The following is a 24,834-nucleotide window of genomic DNA, read 5'->3' as shown; positions in this document are numbered from 1 at the left end:
ATCCACACCTAAAATTCAAATTATCATTTGGCCCTGATGGCAGTTGCCGCTTTCTCTAATCCACCTGCCGTCGCTATCAGCTTAATGCTGCCGGGCCGGCCGTTATTCTGTATCACAACCAGGCACTTGCCATAAAAGGCCTTGCGGTGATTGTCTTTAAATCTTTCCGTGGAGACGGGACTTCCGTTGTCCACCCCCGCAATGAATCCGGCGCCTTCTACGGCAAAGGTAACATCATTTTCAGCATCCGGACAAAGAATTCCATCTTTATCGACAATCTCTACCGTCACAAAGCTCAAGTCCCTACCATCTGCCTGGATGGCTGTGCGATCCGGAGTCAGACGGATTCGTGCCGGTTTGCCGGCAGTGCGGATTTCCTGTTCCGCCACCACTTTGCCCTCTCTACGCGAAACAGCCTTTACCGTACCCGGCTCGTACTTCACACGCCACATCACATGGAAATCATCTTTTCCCTTGCTACGTATGCCCTGAGACTTGCCGTTTACGAAAAGTTCCACCTCATCAGCGTTGTTGTAGTATGCCCAGAGGTCGATATCCTGTCCCGGAGTCCAGTTCCAATGCGGGAAGAGGTGCAAAACGGTCTTGTCAGGACGCCACTCGGACTGATACATATAATATACGTCCTTCGGGAATCCTGCCAGGTCAACGATGCCGAAATAAGAGCTTCGGGCAGGCCATCCATAGGGAGTAGGCTCACCGATATAGTCGAAACCGGTCCAGACATACTGCCCGCTGATAAAATCATTGTTCTTCACATGACGCATAGTGCCTTCATGACGGTTACCCCAAGGTACATGGCAATTATCGTAGGAAGAACAAGAGAATGAAGCATCAAAGAAAGGTTTGTCCCAACGCTCGGGCCAGATGAACATGGAATCACTCGGCATGCGGTAATAACCGCGCGTCATCAAGGCAGACACACTTTCCGTCACGATAAACGGCTTTCCGGGAAAGTTTTCAGGTACCCCGGCAAACCAGTCGTCATGGTAATTGAAACCGATAATATCCAATGCTCCGGAACGGAACAGATGATTGTTGGGATTCGGCTCGTTGCAACCTGCCGTCACGGGACGCGTCGGGTCAAGCGCTTTCACCATATCCGCCAGCTTCCGGGTCAACCGGGAATTGACGGACATCTCACCCTCCTTGGCCAACATGTCTGAAGCTTGTCCGAAATTCAATACCAAGTTGGCTTCCTCCAAGCTGAGCGTATCAGCCTTGGCATCTGCCCATTGTTCCAGCACTTCATTGCCGATACTCCACACAAAGACAGAAGGATGGTTACGGTCCCGCAGAATGAGATCCGTCAAGTCACGTTCATGCCATTCGTCGAAGTAACGGGAATAGTCATGACGAGTTTTCTTCTTACGCCACATGTCAAACGTCTCATCCATGACGATGAAGCCCATGCGGTCACAAAGATCGAGCAGCTCCGGTGCAGGAGGATTATGCGAACAGCGGATGCCGTTACAGCCCATCTCCTTCAATATCTCCAACTGACGCCGGATGGCGCGTATATTCACGGCGGCTCCCAGACAACCAAGGTCATGATGCATACATACACCGTTGATCTTCACTTGTTCACCATTCAGAATAAACCCTTTCTGTTCGTCGAAGCGGAAAGTGCGGATTCCCAAAGGAGTGCAATAAGTATCCAATACCTTACCGGTAGCCTTATCCTGGAGAATAGTTTCCACCTTATATATATAAGGCGTATCAATGCTCCAAAGGTTGGGATTTTCCAACAGGATTTCCTGTTCCGCCTCGTCCGGAACAGCCGGCATCACCCGATGTTCCGATACAGCCTCTCCCACAACGTCTCCGTCAGCATCTACCAACCGGGACCGTAAAATAACGTCAACATCCAAAGGAATAATCTCCTGTTCGAACACAGCGTATGTACCGTCGTCCTGCCGCACGGAATCCGGCTTGTGCAGTTCTACATCATACTGCAATTGGGTACATATCCTCAAACGGGCACTGTGCTTAGACACTTCCTCGGCCGTGACGTAAGTTCCCCATTGTGCCACATGTACCGGATTCATCTTCGTCAGCCATACATTCCGGTAAATACCGCAGCCGGAATACCAGCGCGAATTAGGCTGTTCGGCATTATCCACCCGGACAGCAATCACATTCTCCTCGCCCCATTTGATAAACGGGGTCAAGTCATAGCTGAATGAAACATAACCGTACGGACGAGTTCCCAACTTGCGACCATTGATATAAACGGTAGAATTCATGTATACACCGTCAAAATCAATGCGCAGCCGTTTGCCTTCATCCACCTTGTCGGGAATGAAAGCTTTACGATACCATCCCACACCGCCAGGCAATGCACCTCCTCCCGTGCCGGAAGGGTTATCCCTGCTGAAGTCGCCTTCGATAGCCCAGTCATGCGGCAAATCCAGCTTACGCCAGTCCGCATCATTGTAATCCGGATGAATTGCAGCTGTGTCATCACACAGGCGGAACATCCAGCCTGCATTGAAATCCATCCGGCGGGTATCTGCCTCCTGCCGTGGAGCAGAACAGGCTCCTACACCCAAAAGCAGCAACCCCGATATAAATAGAAACAATTTATTTTTCATGGTATTGAAGAGAATCACTTTTCAACTCTCATTTACAATTTCACTGTTTGTGTTGTTCCATCATACTTCACTACTACACCTTTTACCTTCAAATCGAATGGCTGGGGCTTGTCCTTACTTACCTTCACGACATTGAACGTACGCTCTTTCAGCATGCCCGGGAATTCACCCTTGCGGGCACCTACCGTCAGTGTGCCCTCCGCCTCCTTATAAGTGAAAGGAATAGTGGCATATTGCCCCTTCTCGTAGTTATAATTCACCCCTTCATCTTCGTAGAGAGTGAATGCACCGTCCTGTCCAGCATACACATAGAGAGTGATTTCCGAAGCCGGTTTTTCATCACTATACTGCATATCCGGACCGTAAGGAATGATAGCTCCCTCACGCACAAAAAGCGGTATGTGTTCATAAGGAGCATCCACTGTCAGTTTCTGTCCGCCGGATACATACTTGCCGGAGTAGAAATCATACCATCCGCATATAGCCGGGAAATACATCTCACGGCTGCGTGCACCGTACTCATAAACCGGTGCAACCATCATGGCAGGACCGAACATAAACTGGTCACCGATATTGTTGACCTGTGCATCTGCCGTAAAGTCCATCACCAACGGACGCATGATAGTATAGTCATTCAAATAAGTCATGCCTGCCAAGGAATAGATATACGGCATCAAGTTGTAACGTAGCTTCGTATAGTAAAGAATGGAGTTGTAGGCCGGATGTCCTTCCGGAGCAATGTTCCATACTTCACGGAACGGATACTGGCCATGCGCACGATACAACGGACAGAAAGCTCCGAACTGATACCAACGGGTATTCAGTTCCCTCCATTCCTTATAATCCGCATTTTCACGTCCTGTTTTGTCAAATTCCGCCTGGCCGGCTACATAGCGGTTTTCCACACAGAAACCACCGATATCCATTGTCCAATAAGGAATGCCACTGACCGCAAAGTTCAGCCCGGCCGAAATCTGCGCTTTCATATCTTCCCAACGGGTAGCGATGTCCCCACTCCATGTAGCGGTAGAATAACGCTGGCAACCGGCAAATCCGGAACGGGTCAGCAAGAAGACACGCTGGTCGGGCTCCACGCCACGCTGTCCGTCATAGATAGCCTCGGCATTCATCAAAGCGTATGCATTGAAGAATTTTGCGGAAGGACCGAGTGCCGTAGGACCGCAAAGATCCTTACGATATTGCAAATCCGTACAATCGCGCACGTTCGGCTCGCTGGCATCCATCCACCAGGCATCAATACCTAACGAAAAGAGCTTTTCATTCATCTGTTTCCAGAAAAGTTTGCGTGCACCTTCCGCGTACGCATCATAGAAGGAGCCGATGTAACCGGGACCGATCCAGTCACGGATGCTGTCTTTGATAGCCTGCTGATACATCCATCCATTCTTGTCAAACTCTTTATAATGCTCTGTGTTTGCATAGAACTTGGGCCAGACTGAAATCATAATCCGTCCGTTCAAGGCATGGATAGAGTCTATCATCGCTTTCGGGTCGGGAAAACGCGCCTTGTCAAACTCATGGCTGCCCCATGCATCCTCGGGCCAGTAGCTCCAGTCCTGTACTATGTTGTCGATAGGAATCCGACGTTTACGGAATTCCTTCAATGTACCTACAATCTCATCTTGCGTCTTATAGCGCTCACGGCTCTGCCAATAGCCCATCGCCCATTTCGGCATAATCGGTGATTTTCCGGTCAGCGTACGGTAACCGCTGATGACCTCGTCCATATCATCTCCATATACAAAATAATAATCTATCTCATCGTTCATCTCACTCCACCAAGCCAGTTTGTTCTGTTCCGCAGCGGACACGGGAGTGAGGGCGCGCAGGCCGCAATAGGATACATAACCGTCCGGAATCCACTCTATTTTCAGAGGAACCCGCTTTCCGGCTTCCAGATTAACGGCAAACTTATAACTGTTTGGATTCCAGGCTGTACGCCAACGTTCGGGTACTACCAACTCATTATTAATATACACCTTCGTATATCCCGCATAATAGAGGATAAAGCGGAACAGGCCGCTTTCCGACGGTTCAATCTCTCCTTCGTAAGTCACCCGAGAGCCCATGAACGGGAACCCGTCCGGCAAATTGACCACTTTACTCAGATGCGCCTTGCGGTCCAGGTGCTCAAAATACAGAGAATCTTCCCGGCGTACAATGGTTTCCACACCGGCTTTGGCAGCAGGTACATAGGTCCCGGTCAAAGCCCCTTCCTTACCCTCTTTATCATACAGTTTGAAAACAGCACCCAATTGTGAATAATCGCGTGAATCACCGAAACGGCACAAGGAATAGCTGTCCCAGAGTACCCCGTAGTTTTTGTTGGACACAATGAAAGGTACGGATACCTTCGTATTATACTGGAAGAGTTCTTCATTTTTTCCTTTATAATTAAACTCGTCCGCCTGATGCTGCCCCAACCCGTAGAAAGCCTCATCATCGGCAGAGTGGAATATCTGGCGTACGGAATAGCCTTTCGTCCCCTCCACCTCGACCGGCGTAAAACTCCTCCGGTCTTCCGCCAGTATCCGTTTGCCGGTCGCATCCGTAAAGCATACCTCACCCGTAACCTTCGACACGGTGGCGCAAACCTGCGAAGTCTTCACAGCCACCTCATCTCCTTGTTCATCTACCTTGAAATCCGTCTTGCCCTGTCCGGGAACGATCATGAGACTCCGCTCTTTGGAAAAGTCTTTTTCCGGAGTGGCCGATACATGAATCAGTTTTTCACCCATTACCTCGATACGCACCTTGCGCACATCTGTCGGCTGCCGCTGTTTAACTTCTACAATCACACCGTTCCCGGTTTTCTGATACCCGCCTCCGGCACATGCCGCAAACATGAATCCTGCAAGCAAATAAGCTGAAGTGTTTTTCAATTTCATATCAATGGTTTTTAAAGTTATTTCTCCGAGTGTAAAAGTAGAGGCTTTCACTCAAAAAAAGCCCTTCCGATGTTGAAACGAAAGGGCTCATTTGATTTCAAAAACGACAATATGTTTCTGTCATGGGTATCTTTTGTTATTTCCCCTCCCTTTCCTGATAAACAGAGGGTAAAACACCGAATTCATCCTTGAAATATTTACTGAAATATTTGGGATTATTAAAGCCTAGCTGGTACGCTATCTCGGATACGTTCTGCTGGCTTTCGCGCAACAGTTGGGCAGCTCTTTTCAGACGGATAATACGGATAAACTCTATCGGAGTTTTTCCCGTAATCTGCAACAGTTTCTTATACAGATGCACCCGGCTCATGCCTAATTCATGACTCAATTCCTCCACCGACAAATCACTGCGGGAAATATTCTCCTCCACATACTTGATGGCATTTTCTATCAATTTCTCATCCAATGAGGTGATGACGATTTCACTTGGTTCCGGATCGATACGGGTACGCAACTTGCTTCTACTACTCAAATCAATCAGCTTGCGCATACGTAATATCAGTACTTCCATATTGAAAGGTTTCGTCACGTAGTCGTCTGCACCGATTGTCAAGCCCTCCACCTTGTTTTCTACAGATTGCTTCGCCGTGAGCAAAATAAAAGGAATATTCCGGGTACATTTATCCGTCTTTACCAGACGGCACAATTCGTTACCGTCCATTTCGGGCATCATCAGATCGCTGACCACGAGGTCAGGCATCAGTCCGGGAATCATCTTCCAAGCTGCCGCCCCGTCGGAAGCCGACTGCACAGAAAAATACAAACTCAGACTGTCCTTCATGAAAGCGATGAAATCCTCATTATCATCCACAATCAGTACCAACGGCTTCTTTTTGTCCCCGTCCTGCATGGTTTCTTCCCCATTTTCAGTTTCCGGTACTTCCAATGCAGCCGCATCTTCTGCCGCAGCTTCTTCTGACAAGGGGGTGGCAACGTTTACCACCGAATGCTTCACCGGAATATCCACTACGAATACACTACCCTGGCCTGCATTATCGAACACACGCACCGCACCGCCATGCAACGTAACAAAATCACGCACTAAGCTCAATCCGATTCCGCTTCCGGTAGTCCGGTGACCTTCACCTTCGTGTTCCGCCTGATAGAAACGTTCGAATATACGCTCTTTATCCTCGTCCTTCACACCGATACCCGTATCGGATACTTTAATTTCCAAAGTTTCCGGGGAGCCTTTCAGCACTTCCAAGGAAACATCCACCCTTCCTCCGTCCGGTGTGAACTTAAAAGCATTCGACAAAAGGTTCATCACAATCTTGCCCACCTTGTCTTCATCGAACGCCATATTCAGCGACTCTACCGCCGAAAAGAAAGTAAGATGAACGTTTTTCTTTTCCGAAAGCATTAGGAAAGAATTGCAAATATTCTGTACGTAAGCTACAATGTCGCCTTCGGAAAGTGTCAGGTGAAGCCCGGCCATCTCATTTTTACGGAAGTCGAGCAACTGGTTCACCAAATTCAACAGGCGCAAGGCATTGCGGTGCATCATCTTCAGTTTGTCCAACTGTTTCCCATCCGCCGGTTCCTTAATCATGCTTTCCAACGGAGATATGATCAGTGTTAGCGGAGTACGCAGCTCGTGGCTGACATTGGTGAAGAATCGGAATTTCATTTGATTGACTTCCTCCGTCTTTTGGGCATCCTGCTCCATCTGACGAATCCTGAATTTATTGCGTTCACGGCGTTGCACCGCATAGAGAGCCAAAAGCAGACCACCAATCAGCAGGAAAATATAGCAGGCGTATGCCCACGGCGTCATCCAGAAAGGCGGCAGAATGACAATCTTCAAACTAGCCTCAGCCGTTCCGGCATATCCGTCACTGTTGGTAGCCTTCACCTTCAGGATATAGGTACCGGGAGCCAGATTGGTATAGGTGACACGATGCATATCGGACATGCTCGCCAGCCAATCGTCATTGAACCCTTCCAGTTTATAGAAATACCGTGTCTTTTCGGGCAGCACATAATTGTCGGAAGCAAACAGCACGGTAAATGCATTCTGTTCATAATCCAGCACCACTTCTTTAGCCTTGTTCAGAGCCTCCGACAATATCACCCGTCCCTTATATTCCTTGCCGACCCTTACCTCTTCATTGAAAAGCTGGAAACCGGTAAACATTACTTTCGGCAGAGTACGGTTGTATTTTATATTGTCCGGACGGAAACGGTTCAAACCGTACAATCCGCCCACCACAATTTCACCCGTGTGCAGGCGTTTAAGGGAACGCTGGTTGAAGTCACAACTCTGCAGACCGTCCTTATCATTATAAGTATAGCAACGAAAGGAGAGTTTTCCGGTCTGGCTATCCACCGACAGCATGATATTTATCAACTCGCCGCCTGTGCTTACCCAAATACCTTTCCTGTCATCCTCCTCGATACCCAATATGAATAGTTTAGAGAAGTCCGGTTTAAGAGGTACTTCATATAGTTCGTCCTGCTTCGGGTCATATACATTCAATCCTTCACGAGTCGCTACCCAGACCAACCCACGGCTATCCTCATACACCTGATTGATAGTCTGGTTGGAGAAATGCGTCTTTCCGGAATGCGTACCCGTGAAATTAGTTATTTCCTTTGTAGCAAGATCCATAAAAGCCATTCCTGCAGATGTACCGATAATCAGCGTATTATCACGCCCCATGGCAAGAGAGGAAATATAATCTGAAACCAGGTTGGAATTGCCGGTGGAATAGGTGGTGAACATCCCCGTCCGGGGATTCAGGCATTGCACTCCTCCCCCCAAAGTACCTATCCATATATTCTTATCCTTATCTTCTGCCAAAGCCCAGATATTATCATAGACCGATGACTGGACCGTTTCCTTTTCGCTGCGGTAACGGATAAAACGATTACCGTCATAGCAGTTCAAACCACCCCAAAAGGTTCCTGCCCACAGCCTGCCGCTACTGTCCAACAGAAGAGAAACTACCACATCGCTCGACAAGGAACGTGAATCTGCCGTATGCGAGAATATCTTCTGTTCTCCGGTCACCGTGTTCCAACGGATCAGCCCGCTACCATTCGTTCCCAGCCATACAATGTCTTCCCCTCCGTCTTCCACACAGTTGATATCCCCTACATCGGCCATCCCGAACTTAAAAATACTCTCGTTGTAATAGGAAACGCCTTTTTTATAGGTTCCTACCCACATGGTACCGGCAACGTCTTCATAAAGTGACGTTATGGTATTATTTGACAAGGTGCGTTCGTTGTTGGGATCATTCGCCAAATGCGTATGCTGCCGGTTCTTGTCAATCACATCAATGCCATCCTGGTCACGTCCGACCCAGATATTGCCATACTTATCCTGCGCCAAGGCACGCACTATATTATACGTGTCGCTTCTTGGAGAGCGCAGTTCCCACGTTTTCCGGGGGAGATCGTAAATCCACACACCTATGACGCTATACACCCATACTCTTCCGTCACGGTCCGCAAACAGGTCGAACGTATTCACCTCATCTGTCTCAAGTTCTGCCGGGATATCACGGTTGACCCATTTCAACTCCAGTTTTTCCTTATCTATACAGGACAGAGTACCATCATCATAGGCCATCAGAATACCCTCATCACATTCTACCATGGATGTAATTCCACCTCCGGATAACTCTTCAAGGGAAAGTTTTACCCTCTCAGCGGCTTTCATGCCTGTCTTATAGCGGTAAACACCCTTACCGGCCATAAAAAGCCAATAGGCCTTTTCCGTATCAATATACACTTTAGAAGGCACTCCGTCAATCCCGATGTTCCACATCCACGCCCCGACATTACGGTCAAAAGAGTCTGTCCCTGAATTATAGATAGCATAGCCTGCTCCCGTAAGAATCCACAGATTACCTGCACCGTCTTCCTGTATGGTTTCAATGTAATTATCAGGCAAAGACTTCATATCATCTTTCTGGCTACGGTATATCTTGACATCGTAACCGTCATAGCGGTTCAATCCGGATGCCGTACCAAACCACATGAAACCATTTGAATCTTTATAAATGGCATTGACCTGATTATTGGAAAGTCCGTCTTTCACTTCCAGATGTTTAAACATGTAGTCGTGCGAGACGGCCGGAAAACAGATGGTACAAACCCACAGAATGAACAGTTGCAGTCTTTTCATACTATCAAGATAAAGGGATTACTATTTTATCGCAAATGAAACAAAAAGGGAACAGAAAAGCAAGGCAGCCTCTTGTTTTTTTATCATTGAATATCCCTTGCTTGTTTCACAATCACATGAAATGGAGGGATACTCCTCACGGATACTCCCTCCTAAACCAATCAAAAACCTGTTTTTACAATCTTATCCCTTTATAAAATAACTTATTTACAATTCTATTTCTGTTATTATCTTCTCCCATCAGTAAGGATACTTTCCGTCTCCGGCCCCTTTCATGATACCATCAATGATATGACTGTCAGTGGCAATTCCCGTACTACGATTTATTTCATTTCCAGTCTCCCAATGGAAGGGCACGATACCGTGATTCTTCGCTTCACGGGTCACCACCTCATTCCAGTAACCGCGCGACTTATCGTGAGCATCCTGGTTTTCGGGTACCATACGCTGCATTGCACTGTACTCACCGATGATTACAGGTACGCCCTTATCTACATAATGAGCCTTCATTTTCCGGAACTGTCCTATCACGTCACTTTCTTCACCCGACGTAGCATTATGCTCCGAACCACTGACATGATAATCTGTACCCCAGTACCAGAACACTTTACCCCAACCCGCATCTTCTTCCATCAAACAAAACTGGTAAGGATCATAATAATGAACTTCCACCATCAGACGATTCTCCACCACATCCTCCGGTAAAGCGTAAATGCCACCGACAGCATCGTCTATTCTAGTTCCCGGCGCCTGCACAATCAAACAACGGGTGGCATTATTACCTCCGGTAGCACGAACTGCATCCACGAAAGTCTGTTCATACTTCATAATAGTCCGGATATCTTCCGGGTCCTTAAATGTATTGCCTGTACTTGTGGTTTCGTTCATTCCCGGTTCGTTGCAACCGGCAAAAAGCAGATGCTCGTCATACTCATTCAGTTTTAAGGCAATCTGAGTCCACAGGGCCTTCTGCTTGGCATCAATCTCTCCATTATACCCGCCGAGAATGTGGTCTTCCAGCCAACCTCCGTCCCAATGGATATTGACAACGACATACATATCATTGGAGACGCAATAGCCCACCACCTCACTCACACGCTCCAACCACGCCGGATCTATTTCATAAGAGGCCTGGTTGATGATATACGAATCCCATGCACAAGGTATACGCACGGCATTGAAGCCCATCGCTTTTAACCCGTCTATATATGTCCTGCTCACTTTAGGATTTCCCCATCCCGTTTCACCGCCGGGCACCTCCATCGTATTTCCGATGTTGATACCGGCATATATCTTGGAGGCCAGTGTCCGGGCATCACTGTTCATTCCGGCACTTTCTCCTTTGGCCTGCTTCACGGTAACGGTCTCGGTCAGGTTGCCTAAAACAAAGGAAATATGCCCCTCACGCTCCGCCACCACATTCTTAGAAACGGTGAATGTAAATGTTTTCTCCACCATAGCCCGGGTATCGGCAACCGTTATCCAGTTGACATCGGGAGTAGCCGTCACCTCACCGTTTGCCGTCAGTTTCACGGAAAGAGTACCGCCTTCAGCCGGCATATCGAAAGATAGGGATTCCGAATCAATAATCAACCCGTCGGCAGCGGTCTGGGTAACAGTGAACTCTCCGGCTTTACTGCCGCCTGCCATCACCATAACCGTGGCGCTGCGATTCTCAGTAGCGACATTGGCATCTACAGCAACGGTATATTTGAAAACCGTACTCGAAGCGGAAGGTTCAGCAGTTACCTTGCACCAGTCCGGTGCACTACTGGTTACCTCCACCGCCATATTCGATTTGATATTCAAAGTTCTCGTACCTCCCGTCTTGGCAAAAGCCATTCCGTTCGCCAAAATATTTTCGGGAATAGTCACTTCCGGAGTTGCCGTACCGGAATTGTCATCCGAACATGATGCAAAAAAAGGGAAAAAAGAGAGTGCCAGCAGCACCAGGCAAGTCTTAAACAGATCAACGGTATTCCTCATGATGTTTTTACGTATTAAAAATTAATGGTTAAATCAGTGATAGCAAAAGTAGCGCAAAGGCAGCACACACAGCCATCCATATGTTAAGCGGAACGGTATGATTTGTTGCCTCACAGGGTTAAAAAGTAATCATTGAATGACATCGGGCAACCCCTTCTTGTCCGGTCAAAGAGAATCACTTATTTTTGTGTGTATAAGGTTTCCCGAATATCTGACAAACTATTTAAAATACAATGTACTTATGAGAAAGATGACGCTATTTTTGGGACTGGCCCTAAGCCTGTCCTGTCTTTCACAAAACAAACAGGGATATCAGAATCCTGTCATACCAGGTTTTCATCCCGATCCGAGTGTCTGTCGTGTGGGGGATGACTTCTATCTGGTGAACAGCAGTTTCCAGTATTTCCCCGGTGTGCCCTTGTTTCACAGCAAAGACCTGATTCATTGGGAACAGATAGGGCACTGCCTGACACGCCCCTCACAACTGCCCCTCCATGACGCCACTACTTGGGGAGGCATCTACGCACCGACCATCCGCTATAACGACGGTACATTTTACATGATTACCACCAACGTTTCCGATAAAGGCAACTTCATAGTCCATACCACTAACCCGCGCGGCGAATGGTCAGAGCCCGTCTGGCTAAAACAGGGTGGCATTGACCCCTCCCTTTATTTTGAAAACGGCAAATGCTATTTAGTCAGCAATCCCGATGCAGGCATCTTCCTGTGTGAGATTAACCCGAAAACCGGCGAACAGCTCAGTGAATCCAAACGCATCTGGAACGGTACGGGCGGACGCCACCCGGAAGGCCCACACCTCTATAAGAAGGATGGCTGGTACTACTTGCTGATTTCGGAAGGCGGCACGGAATACGGACACAAGGTTACCATTGCCCGCAGCCGTACGATAGACGGCCCGTACGACAGCAACCCTGCCAACCCGATTCTGACCCATATCAACAAGAATGCGCAGAACAATCCGATACAAGGTACGGGACACGCCGACCTTGTACAGGCTTCCGACGGAAGTTGGTGGATGGTATGTCTCGCATTTCGTCCTCAGACAGGCTCTCACCATCTGCTGGGGCGCGAAACATTCCTCGCTCCTGTACGTTGGGATGAAAATGCTTGGCCGGTAATAAACGGAGACGGCACCATAGCTTTGCAGATGGATGTCCCCACCCTCCCACAGCAACCTCCAGTCGAAAAAACTGTCCGCACAGATTTCAAAGACGGAAAGTTAGGAACCGAGTGGGTACATATCAGGAATTACCACCCGGAGAACTACACATTCTCATCCGGCAAGTTACGGCTGAAAGCCACTCCCGTAAATCTGGACAACAGCAAGGAAAGTCCCACATTCGCAGGCCGCCGCCAAGAGCATATCAATTTTACCGCTACCACCTCCCTGCAATTACAGAAGGCCACCGCAGGAGATGAAGCCGGCTTGACGGTCTATATGTTCGAACCAGCCCACTATGACCTTTTCGTCAAGCAACTGGAAAACGGGAAACAAGCCGTCGTGCTGCGCTATCGTCTCGGTGAAATGACCCACATAGAGAAAGAGATTACGCTTCCTAAAAACGAAGTGCAGCTCCGTGTGAAGGGAAACAAAGACTCCTATTCATTTGAATATGCCACGGACGGAAAGAGTTTCAAGGAATTAGGACGCATGAACGCCTGTTACATCAGTACCGAAACTGCCGGAGGCTTCACCGGAATCATGTTAGGAATGTATGCCTCATCCGGTTCCAATATTTCCAAGGCATATGCAGAGTTTGGTTATTTCGACTATTCGGAATTATAGGCAACCGACAACATTTTACACCTGACAGCTAAAATAATAAAAGCATAAGAGGATGTACCCCCTACGGTACATCCTCTTATGCTTTTATTCAGTTAAAACCGCCTATTTACCAGTTGGGCATCACCATCACCAATTACAATACCTTCAGACTATCTATCGTCACTTTCACAGCATCCAGATCGGCAATGTCACTGACGATATCAAAAATATCGATGACAAAGACAATGGCTCCATTGACAGCCGCTTCCGGCTTATAGGTAACGGTATAGGTACCGTCACCCTTAATTTTCACATCAGCCACACCGCTGTAGGAAGGCCACCAACCGGAAGCCGTATACATAAGTCCGGCATTATATTCTTTGGTCAGTGCATCTCCACTCAAGCCACTGATACTAAAGGTCAACTCCATGGAATAATCGAATGTCAAAGCTGACAGATCTACGGGAGAATTGTCCTTGGTACTACCATACTCGTTATAGAGTTCAATACGGAAATTATTCTTGTCAGTCTCCAAATGGCCGAATACCAACTTGCCGTTATCCACTGCCACTGCCTCAGGCTCAGGAGTAGAAGAACCTCCGGCTGCATTGGGAATGAAGTGGTAAGCCACATATTCTTCCTTGTCACCGTTGCGCACGCCTAACCACATGCCGGTCACATTTCCTGCTATAGTCTCCAGGCTGAGGATACGCAACTGATTATCCGAATTTGCAAAGAACATAATGTCACCACCACCAATATGGTAGGAAGGCACGCCATCCTCAAAAGTATAGACTCCCTTATCGTCCAATGTATATGCACCGCTTTTTACAGTTCCATCAGGCAAAGCAAACTTGTAGGTCATGGCTTTAGAGTCCAAAGTCATAGAAAGTTTGTCAAGTTCAGCAACCGGAGTGGCCCAATCAGGATAGTTGCCCGCCGTGAAGTTGTTCATTAGACTACCGTCCAGATTTGCCCAGTCGAAAGGAACATCTGCAGACATATTCCACTGAATAGTAGTGCTTACAGTCTGGGATACGGCATCTTTCCATCCGTCCGGCAATGTAGGTTCCGGCTCCGGCTGTTCTTCGGGTACGTAGTTATCGGCAAACTCCTTGGAAACAAAATTCCATATCAGCCACCAGGCACCCTCACTGTTGTCACGCATCACCGCCACACGCAGATGGTTCTCATCCAACTCCAATATCTTCAAATCTCTCCTCCAGTTTGTACTGCGGTCACTCCAGCTTGGAGTGTGTAACAGGTCACAGTCGGTAAAAGTAATGGTATGGCTATCCGTATTCAGCATAAAAGTTCCCTCGCTATCCTCAGTACCCGAAACCGACTCCGAATGTACCCGCACATTCGCTCCACCTTTCAAGTCAAAGGTCATTGTACTGGCCCAAATGCCATCATCTCCAGTATGCCCCTTGCCCGGATCCCAATTGGCAGTCCAATTGTTCCATTCCGTAGTGGACGATGGATCGGCATAGGTCAACTCGCCGGCCGCATAACCGTAGGAACCATTATCGAAGATCCAAACTTTCTCGCTATCGACGCCACCGGTAAGAAATGACCATAACTCATTGTCCACAAACTCTGCACAGAAAGAACTGACCTCAAATGTAGCAGGTTCACCGTAAACCACACCGCCACGTGTCTCCACACCGAACGTCACTGTATATGTCCCTTCAAACGGAATCTTCAACGTCACCTTCTTCTCCTGGCTACGTCCTTGCGGATGTTCCCACAAAGGAGTGTAGCCAGCCCCTAGTTTACTTTCCAGATAAATGATGTTCGGATTTTCAGAATCATGGGTAATGGTATAAGCAATACCCTCTACCAGGTCATCAGTGGTCAGCCCCTTGTCGCCCAAGTCATATTCATCAGGAGAACAGGCGCTGAATATCGACAGTACACTTGCCATAAGCAAGCAGATATAATAGTTTAATTTCATATCTTAGATTTTTTATTTGTTACACATCCGTTTTACCAACCGGCATTCTGTTTCAGTACACCGTTTGAAAGGTTAATCTGGTTGTATGGAATCTGGCATAAACCTCTCGTCGCCGTAATCTTACTGCCTTGAATGGTCACGACATCTTCCACTCCACCGCTGAGCAAGGTACGAGTCTCGGCAATCTCGGCAGCGGCAACATCCACGCCCTGGCGAAGCAAGTCCCAATAGCGCAGACCTTCAAAGGCAAATTCATACATACGTTCTTTCAAGATGTTCTCTTTCGTCGCTGTCACACGCTTGCCGGTATCACCGCCGAAAGCACGGTCACGTACGGCATCCAGATAAGCCTGTGCATTAGGACTACCAAGTTCAGCCGCCATCAGCAACACATCGGAATAGCGAACCACGACAAAATCCTGGTATTGGCTTATCTGGTACTCGCCTGCGCCAATTTCCTTACCCATCACCTCATTGACCTCACTCCAAGTACCATCATCGGCCTGCTGCCAGATGGCAAGCGGAGCATATTTCTTGATACCATAACCGGTATATTCGCGCTGGTCGTTATAGAGTAAAGAGAAGTTGTCACGGTCGGCAATGCCCTCACTTGTATAATCAATAATAGAGGCAGCGGCGCGAGTGTCACCGGACTGATAACTGTTCACCAGTTTCGGACTCACTGTACAGGCACCCCAGCCTTGTCCGTACGGTACGGTAATCAAGTTACGGGGAGCGATCATCACCTGCCAGCGGTTACCGTCGGCATTGCCGTTATAATCGGATGTATAGTTGAATTTCTGTGCCAGCACTGTCTCTACATTGCCACGCCCCGCATAAGTATCTGTTTTGGTATAGCTGCCGTCAGCATTAGCTGTCCAGGTAACGGAAGCGGCCGGCCATAGATTCTTGAACTCTTCCACCAAGTCAAATTCTTCAGAAGCAATCACATCTTCCACTGCCGCCAATGCCTCCGCTTTAGTAAGGTCGGCAGGCTCTTTACCATAATAGCCGGAATAGAACAGGTAAACACGCGCCAAAAGAGCTTCAGCCGCATACTTTGTAATATGTCCGTCGTTGGATGCAGCCTGTGCCTTGGGATAAGCATTCGCAGGAATATTCTCCGCTGCATATTTCAAGTCACTGATGATGAGTCGGTAAACTTCATCGGGAGCAGCCTGTGCAATGTTGTCGGTAGTGGGAGTATCCAGCAGAGGAATGTTTTCCCACAGACGAACCATATCGAAATAACAGAGTGCACGGATAGCATGTGCCTCACCAAGATAAGTACCCTTCGTGGCTTCACTGGTCCAGTTGATGCCATCGGCGCGTGAAATCAACTCATTACAACGGTAAACGGCCGCATAATAGTTTTTCCAATCCGTTTCATACAAGTTCAAGTCCGATGAAGACTGCGCCTGATCAAAGCGGTCAATCACCTGGTAGTTGCGTCCGTCGGCAACTCCCGTGGCACCATAACATTCGTCCGCCATCATCTCCGAAGCCAGATAAAAGCCCACCCCCTCACTGGAGGTAGTACATTGCCAACCGTCGTAACAACCCACCAAGGCACGATAAGCGTCACTTTCCGTCTTGTAATAGTTTCCGGTGGAAGATTCCGTCTTAGACTCTACATCCAGGAAACTGTCTGTACAAGATGCCAGCCCGAGGCTGAACAATCCTAAAGCCAGAATATTTAATTTGAATTTCATGATTTCTTGTTTTTAGTTTATGAGTACTGGTACTCTGTTCAATTAAAACTTAAGGTTAACGCCGAAAAGTATGGTGCGCGGACGAGGATAGTAACCATAGTCGATACCCGTCACCCAACTCTTGCTGTTGCTGTCCTGAGGGCCGTAACCGATTTCGGGATCCATGCCATCATATTTGGTGAAAGTAAATGCGTTCTGCACTTGTATGTAAGCACGGCACTGGGAAATGGCCTTGCTCTTCCACAACCGGGAAAAGTCATAGCCCAATGTAATGGCACTGATACGCAGGAAGTCACCGTCTTGAATGTAAAGATCGGAGAACTGCCAGTTGATATTGGTATCGGTCACGCGCGGCATACGGTTACTGGTACCTTCACCCGTCCAACGGTCAAGGATAGCTGTAGTATAATTGGCCTTTTTATTGGTATGGTTGCGGTAACTCTGCACAATCTTGTTGCCTACAGACCCGTTGGCATTCAACGAAAAATCAAAACCTTTATAGTCAAAGCCTAAATTGAAACCATAAGTAAAGTCCGGCATACCGTTACCCAGATCCACCTTATCACTATCGTCAATCACACCATTACGGTCCACATCAACATACTTCACGTCACCTGGCTGTACATTACTTTGCAACACACCGTTTCCTGCCGCAATCCAGTCTTCTATTTCCTGCCGGTTCTGAAAGATACCGGCGGTCTTATAGCCCCAGAAGTAACCGATGGCATGACCGTTGGAAGCACGATAAAATTCGGGAGAGTTGTCATACAGTTGGTTCGTACTGCCATGGATAATGCCATCCTCGGTAGGAATGTTTCCAACCTTATTCTTATTATACGTACCGTTCACTCCGATATTGTAATGGAAGTCCTTTCCTATCCCGTCGTTCCAAGTCAGAGCAAGTTCAACACCTGTATTCTTAACGTCACCACCGTTGATGTAAGGAGCCCCCGTACCTGCAGTGGCAAGGATAGGAGCCTGTACCAACCAGTCCTTGGTGTTTTTCACGTAAAAATCCGCATTCATGCCCAGACGGCTGTCAAGGAAACGTGCATCAATACCTACATTGTATTGTTCGGAAGTTTCCCATTTCACGTTTTCATTGGCCAGACGACTGGGATAAGCGCCCCATACATGATTGGCAGAACCGAGGCCTGTACCAAACAGATAATTGGTAGTGGAACTCTTGATGGGAGCCGTGTACTGGTAATTGTCGATGTTCTGGTTACCGACTTGTCCCCAGCTGACACGAAGTTTCAGGAAGTCGAGCCACTCACGGGTACTTTCCATAAATGCCTCGTTCGTAAGGGTCCAACCAGCCGATACGGAAGGGAAATAGCCAAAGCGGTGACCGCTGGCAAATTTGGAAGAACCGTCGGCACGCACAGTAGCATTGATCATGTATGTCTCTTTCCAATTCCATCCCAAACGGGCAAAGTAGGAAACAGTCCTGGTCTCATCGTTCGGCTTTCCTTCGGCACCCAGTCCCTGTTCGGTAGTGGTAGCGGAACCATTGTTGACAAAAGCATGGTCCCAATCATCAAAACCTTCTTTCAGCACACCGCTTCTCGCGCCTACATAGGTACCCTCATAACGGCTAGATTCCATACCGACCAAAGCATTGAACGCATGATCCCCCAAAGTCCAGTCATACTGTGCAGTATTGGTCCATACCAATGTCAAACCGTGGTTCATATTCTGGTTGACTTTGGTGTTTTCTGTATTCTTCGTATAGATATCAAACTGATAAAGCGGAGTATAGCTGCGGTATTCACTGGAGCCATACGTAGCGCCAAACACCGTGCGGATTTTCAAGTTCTTGACCGGAGTCAGTTCTGCATATACATTACCGGTGAAAGTAGCAGCCTTATTCTCGTTATTGGTATTTGTCATCATGTAACCGTAAGGATTGCCGTCGGCATTATACCAGTCGCTGTTGCTGGTATCATTGTAAGGATTGTCATACAAATTATTGTCACTATATACAGGGCTCAACGGAGATGTGGCAAATGCACCGCGTAAAGTATTGCCGTACAAGTCGCCCACACTGACGCCGTTGTTTTTCTTATAGACAAAGCTTACTTGCTCACCCACTTTCAAGAGGTTCTTGATGACTTGATGGTCAGAGTTGATACGGAAGTTGTAACGCTCATAATTGGATACGTCCGAACCACCCACAATGCCTTCCTGCTGCATATATCCCAAAGAAAGCGCATAGGTAGAAGTAGCCGATCCACCGGTGACGCCCAGTGTATAGCTTTGAGTTTTGGCGTTATCCTTGAACATGGTGTCAATCCAATCAGTATCATAGACATTGCCATCGGCGTCATAAATAGATTTAAAACTGCTCCAATCATAGACACCGTTGCCACTATTCAACGATTGCTCATCCATAATGGTCATATACTGCCGTGCATTCAGCATATCAGCTTTACGGGCTACATTCTGGATGCCGTAGTAAGCGTCCAGCGAAACCACCGCCTTGCCTTCCTTACCCGATTTGGTAGTAATCAGCACCACACCATTAGCAGCCTGCGCGCCATAGATGGCAGCCGAAGCAGCGTCTTTCAAGACATCTATACTTTCAATGTCAGCCGGGTTCAAAGTAGAAATATCACCGCCTACACCATCAATCAGATACAAGGGAGCGGAATTACCGACAGTACCCAAACCACGGATAGTCACTTTCATGTCAGCTCCCGGCTGACCGGAAGTAGAAGTGATGTTCACACCCGGTGTCTGCCCCTGCATAGCCTGTAGCGGGTTGTTGGTATTCAGTTTAGCGATATCATCACCTTTCACCTGTACGGTAGCGCCCGTTACCAGCTTCTTTTTCTGAACACCGTAACCTACAACCACCACTTCGTCCAACATTTCCGAATCCTCTTTCAATACTACATTGATAACGGATGAAGCCCCCACCTGAATTTCCTGGGTCTGATAGCCGATATAAGAGAATATCAACGTCTGCCCCTGCTGAGCGTCCACAGAGAACTTACCGTCCATATCGGTAATACCTCCGGTAGCAGTTTCTTTTACCTGCACACTGACACCGATCAACGGTTCATTATCCGTAGCCGATGTCACAATTCCCGTAATGGGCTTGTTTTGAGAAGGATTAGCCTGAAGGCTACTGATTGCGGGTACTAAAAGTAACAGTACCCATGCAATGCGGCATAAATGCTGATTTATGCACTTTTCCAAAAATGCTTTTCTCATTGTACATTGTTTAATGGTTAATATCAAAGATCTTATTGCGCCTTTTATTCATGCAAAAGAAATCCACTGCAAATGTATGAATGAGAAGAAAAAGAGTACCGTGAAATTGTTATGAAGAGGATATGGATAAGTTAAAATACGTTTCCGAAATGTTACTAAAAAAGGTATAATTTGTTTCTACCCCCTCTCAGTACACTCTGAAAAGGGGTAACAGAAAAGCTATTTGCCCATAAAATGTTCTCCAGACAAGATAAGCCTAAACTTTACAGGGAATGAAAAAGCCGGTGGTGGTACTTGCGGTACTTGCTGCATTCATGGCAGGATTTGACCACCTCCTCCGTTACAAGCTACTCGTATAAATAAAACATCCGGTCCATCAACCGCCATTTTTCCGCCGAAGTAGCTCCCGGACTGGCAACCTGAAAAATGGACATATAATCTTCCCATTCTGCCTGCCTGGGCAATCCGGCCAGTTTTTCCATCGCCGTGTCCCACTCAAAATCAAGTGGTGTCTCCACTATCATGAAGAGGCGGTTCTCCAGAATATAAATCTCCATTTCAAGAATACCCACTTCCCGGATACCCGCAATGATCTCAGGCCAAGCCTCTGCCTGGCTATGGCGCTTCATATACTCTGTTATCAACTCCGGATCTTCCTTCAGATCCAATGTCTGGCAATATCTTTTTACCGGCCCGCTATACTCCTTTACCCGGTAACCGGCCTTGCTATTCATAATCTCCATTTTATTTCGTCTCAACGTTTAGCCAAATATCTACGTACCGGCTCGTCATACAATTTCAAGCACAGGTAAGCAAACAATATATTCCATGCATAGACACATAAGGCAACTTGCCAAGTCTGCTCCAGCGTGAAAAGCTGGTTCTTGATCAGCCATGCATAGAATAAGTACATGAACGGATAGTGTATCACATAAACCGGATAGGATATATCTCCCAGGAACTTACATATCCGGGCCGACTTCTTGTCGGTAGCAGTTCCCGACGCACCGATCCAAAGAATCACGGGAAAAGCCACAAGTACACAGAATGCTTCATAGACACCGTTGGTGCAAACAGGTTCAGCACCTTCCAGATAAGGCACCGAGAACAAGGCAATCAATAAAACGGAACATATCCAGAATGCCCCCCTCAGTGGAATAGGCTTGAAATTGCGCGACAGGAGCATACCCATAGAGAAAGGGAAAAGCATTCTCAACAATCCGCCGACAAAATTTACTCCATCCAACGTCCAGCCTACCCCCATATTGCCGTAACCGGAAACATCAAAAATGGCAAACAGCGCCAAGGCTGTTCCCGACAACGCCGTCAGTACCGCCAATGCCTTATTGGATAAGCGGCGGATGAACAAAGCATAAAGGATATTACCTATATACTCGAAAAACAAGGACCAACAAGGACCGTTCAACGGGAACATTTCCCCATTACCGCGGACCTCATAGCCTACCCCCGGCATGGCAGGTATAAAGAATATCGAACAAAGCAATGACAGCATCACCATCAATAAGGGCACCTGTGTTCCATCCCACTGCACGCATCCTTGGATACAGAACGTGACAGCCCCCAACACTACTCCCAGCACCACCATGGGATGAAGCCGTATCAGACGCCGCTTGAAGAAGTCCTTCATGGTAAAACCCTTGCCCCAACGGTCGTCATAGGCATAACCGATAACGAATCCGGAAAGGATGAAGAAAAAATCCACAGCCAGGTATCCGTGATTGAAAGTTTCAATAATGCCACCGCCGGCAAAAGCATATCCCTCGAATACGTGGTACCATATAACCATCAGGGCGGCTACGCCACGCAGTCCGTCAAGAAGGTCATAATGCGGTTTCGTGTCTGCGAAAATAGTTTTAGGGGGTTGTGTGTGATCCATAAGATTAATTTTAATTATGTAGGTTTCTGAATCTTCATAAGAAGTTGACAAAAGTATGAAAATTTATCAAGGTGGGAAAATAATAGGCTATTTATATGAATGATTATCCGCATTCATCTCCCTAGCCGGCTATCTGCATGGCTCATCCTTGTTCGTCCATCGTATCTGCCAGGTTCACTCCCATACTGATATGGCATTAAAAGGCTTTTAATATGATATTGAAAGGCTTTTAATCACATCTCCCCTATACAGTCTTCCCGGCAGGCTTATACACGCATCCAGCCTCCCTGTTGCACTGATATGCCGTAATGTAGAAGAGCCGGACGGAGGGATAATATGGCGGATAATTATTTTATTCGTAAATTAAATCCGTGAAAACAATAACATTGATTATATTTGCAACAGAACCTCCAACAAACGTTTCAACATGATAAGAAAAACCCTACTGGGCATAGCGGTAGCAGGACTTTGCTCCATCGCATGCGCCCAAAACACAAACCGCGTATTCGAACCGCCCGTAATGGGCTGGAGTTCGTGGAATACCTACCGCGTAAACATCAATGACACTTTAATCATGAGGCAAGCCGATGCCATGATCGAAAAGGGACTGAAAAATGCCGGATACCGTTACATCAACGTGGATGACGGTTTCTTCGGCGGACGAGATGAAAAAGGCATCATGCAACCTCACCCCACCCGTTTTCCCCGTGGGATGAAGGTCGTTTCCGACCATATTCATTCGCTGGGGCTGAAAGCCGGTATCTACTCGGATGCCGGCAGTAACACTTGCGGCTCTATCTGGGACAAGGATATGAATGGCGTAGGTGCCGGCATGTACGGACATGAGCGTCAGGACGCCACCCTCTATTTCAACGACTGGAATTTCGACTTCATCAAGATAGATTACTGTGGTGCCGGGCAAGAGCTGAATCTGGAAGAGGAGAAACGTTACACCGAAATCCGGCAAGCCATCGACCAAGTGGGCGCCGGGCACGTATCCATCAATATCTGCCGCTGGGCCTTTCCCGGTACGTGGGCACGGAAGTTGGCACGCTCATGGCGCATCAGCCCCGACATTGCTCCAAACTGGAAATCGGTGAAATACATCATCGGCAAGAACCTGTATCTTTCGGCTTATGCCGGAGAGGGGCACTATAACGATATGGATATGCTGGAAATCGGCCGGGGACTGGCTCCCAATGAGGAAGAAGTACACTTCGGCATGTGGTGCATTCTGGCATCGCCCCTTCTTATCGGCTGTGACTTGACAACCATTTCCGAAGCATCGCTCAATCTCTTGAAAAATGAAGAGCTCATCGCATTGAACCAGGACCCGCTAGGATTACAGGCATACGTTGTGCAACATGAGGGTGAAGGGTATGTACTGGTTAAGGATATCGAGAAGCGCCGGGGAGCAGTGCGTGCCGTCGCCTTGTATAATCCATCAGACACGCTATGCAGTTTCTCTGTTCCGATGCAGTTGCTGGAACTGGCCGGCAATGTAAAGTTGCGCGACCTGGTTCAACGGAAAAACCTCAAGCCCCTAAAGGACGGCGTCCTTGAATACACGTTGAATCCGCGCAGCGTACTAATCTTGCGCGCCGAAGGAGAACAGCGTATCGAACCGGTACGTTATGAAGCCGAATGGGCCTATCTGCCTTGTTTCAACGACCTTGGCAAAAGTCCCAAAACAGCAGCTTATACTCCTATACAAGGAGCCTCAGGCGGAATGGGGATAAGCCATATCGGCGGAAGCATGGAGAACCATGCCCTCTGGTCGGTCTATAGTGAAAAAGGCGGTAAATATATGATGAACATACATTATATCGGAAAGCCCTACAGCCAATTAGAAATCAACATGAACAATGACAAGACAATATGTTTCGATCAATTGGAAACTGAAACCGGGAAACACGCCAGCCTGACATGTTATATCAATCTACAGCCGGGCTTCAATTCTCTCCGCATGGGAAGTTCCTACTGCTGGGCCCCCAATATAGACTGTTTCACGCTCTTGCCTGTTACAGACCCAAAGACTGCCCCGGATATTTCTACTGAAAAGAGTAAAGCGGTAAACTGAAAGAGCTGGAACACAGTAATGCGGAACTGCATCAGGAGATTGCCGAACGTGACAAAAACATTGACACTTTGATTTCTCAACTAAAGAAAAGATGTACAAGCAAAAAACAAGCAAAACCGCAATCTGTTATACCAAATAAGGACTAAAACAGAAAGCTAAATCCTTTCTTTTGCGAAGCATTGAACCGCTTAATCTCCAGAGAGAGGGATTTCTTTAACTGACCAGCCATAAAGTCCAAGAATGACTGATTGGTTTCTTCTTTCTGACACTGGCGCAGGGAAAGTATATATTCTTCCCTGTCCTCTTTGAATATCTTGGCTGGGAAAAGGTGATAGCAAAATTGGATGTAGTTCATCAGCAACCGAGCCGTTCTGCCGTTACCATCCACCCACGGATGAATCATAACTAAAAACCCCTCAGATTGTTACGTTGACCCTACAAAAGTGGGTCAACGTAAAAACCTGAGGGGGTAAAATTA

Annotated in this window: 11 protein-coding genes and 1 pseudogene; 2 read left to right on the top strand and 10 right to left on the bottom strand. The window is 47.6% G+C overall.

From position 1 onward, the window contains the following. Positions 1-23: 23 nt before the first annotated feature. The 4 genes from HMPREF9446_RS08000 to HMPREF9446_RS07985 form a co-directional block, all read right to left on the bottom strand. A complete protein-coding gene (locus tag HMPREF9446_RS08000) occupies positions 24-2,612 on the bottom strand; it encodes a glycoside hydrolase family 2 TIM barrel-domain containing protein (protein WP_009125079.1) in 2,589 nt (862 codons plus the stop codon). Between the two features lie 32 nt (positions 2,613-2,644). Beyond that, positions 2,645-5,521 (bottom strand): TIM-barrel domain-containing protein, encoded by a 2,877-nt coding sequence (locus HMPREF9446_RS07995; protein ID WP_039968796.1) that lies wholly within the window; start codon positions 5,519-5,521, stop codon positions 2,645-2,647. 136 nt (positions 5,522-5,657) lie between these two features. Continuing rightward, positions 5,658-9,716 (bottom strand): hybrid sensor histidine kinase/response regulator transcription factor, encoded by a 4,059-nt coding sequence (locus tag HMPREF9446_RS07990; RefSeq protein ID WP_009125077.1) that lies wholly within the window; start codon positions 9,714-9,716, stop codon positions 5,658-5,660. 240 nt (positions 9,717-9,956) lie between these two features. Next, positions 9,957-11,702 (bottom strand): cellulase family glycosylhydrolase, encoded by a 1,746-nt coding sequence (locus HMPREF9446_RS07985; RefSeq protein ID WP_009125075.1) that lies wholly within the window; start codon positions 11,700-11,702, stop codon positions 9,957-9,959. A 241-nt stretch (positions 11,703-11,943) separates the two neighbouring features. Between HMPREF9446_RS07985 and HMPREF9446_RS07980 the strand changes: the two genes are divergently transcribed. Then, positions 11,944-13,512: a glycoside hydrolase family 43 protein gene (locus tag HMPREF9446_RS07980; RefSeq protein ID WP_009125074.1), complete on the top strand. Its 1,569-nt coding sequence runs from the start codon at positions 11,944-11,946 to the stop codon at positions 13,510-13,512. A gap of 133 nt (positions 13,513-13,645) precedes the next feature. On the opposite strand, the gene HMPREF9446_RS07975 is transcribed toward HMPREF9446_RS07980, so the two are convergent. The 5 genes from HMPREF9446_RS07975 to HMPREF9446_RS07955 form a co-directional block, all read right to left on the bottom strand. Then, complete coding sequence (locus HMPREF9446_RS07975) at positions 13,646-15,448, bottom strand: hypothetical protein (RefSeq protein WP_009125073.1); 1,803 nt, start codon at positions 15,446-15,448, stop codon at positions 13,646-13,648. A gap of 32 nt (positions 15,449-15,480) precedes the next feature. Continuing rightward, complete coding sequence (locus tag HMPREF9446_RS07970) at positions 15,481-17,160, bottom strand: RagB/SusD family nutrient uptake outer membrane protein (RefSeq protein ID WP_009125072.1); 1,680 nt, start codon at positions 17,158-17,160, stop codon at positions 15,481-15,483. A 42-nt stretch (positions 17,161-17,202) separates the two neighbouring features. Continuing rightward, positions 17,203-20,379, bottom strand: coding sequence for a SusC/RagA family TonB-linked outer membrane protein (locus tag HMPREF9446_RS07965; RefSeq protein WP_009125070.1), 3,177 nt, complete (start codon positions 20,377-20,379; stop codon positions 17,203-17,205). A gap of 347 nt (positions 20,380-20,726) precedes the next feature. Further along, a complete protein-coding gene (locus tag HMPREF9446_RS07960; protein ID WP_009125069.1) occupies positions 20,727-21,122 on the bottom strand; it encodes an L-rhamnose mutarotase in 396 nt (131 codons plus the stop codon). An 11-nt stretch (positions 21,123-21,133) separates the two neighbouring features. Beyond that, positions 21,134-22,276, bottom strand: a complete 1,143-nt coding sequence (locus HMPREF9446_RS07955; RefSeq protein ID WP_009125068.1) for an acyltransferase family protein — start codon at positions 22,274-22,276, stop codon at positions 21,134-21,136. A 427-nt stretch (positions 22,277-22,703) separates the two neighbouring features. On the opposite strand from HMPREF9446_RS07955, the gene HMPREF9446_RS07950 reads away from it, so the two are divergent. Continuing rightward, positions 22,704-24,356 carry an alpha-galactosidase gene (locus tag HMPREF9446_RS07950; RefSeq protein WP_009125067.1) on the top strand — a complete coding sequence of 551 codons (1,653 nt, stop codon included), beginning with the start codon at positions 22,704-22,706 and terminating at the stop codon, positions 24,354-24,356. A 142-nt stretch (positions 24,357-24,498) separates the two neighbouring features. Here HMPREF9446_RS07950 and HMPREF9446_RS07945 read toward each other — a convergent pair. After that, positions 24,499-24,765: pseudogene (locus HMPREF9446_RS07945) on the bottom strand (Fic family protein); the annotation flags it as partial. Positions 24,766-24,834 lie beyond the last annotated feature (69 nt).

The organism is Bacteroides fluxus YIT 12057 (assembly GCF_000195635.1).
Lineage (GTDB): Bacteria > Bacteroidota > Bacteroidia > Bacteroidales > Bacteroidaceae > Bacteroides > Bacteroides fluxus.
The sequence above is the reverse complement of the archived record's forward strand: the minus strand, read 5'-3'. Positions and strand labels throughout refer to the sequence as shown.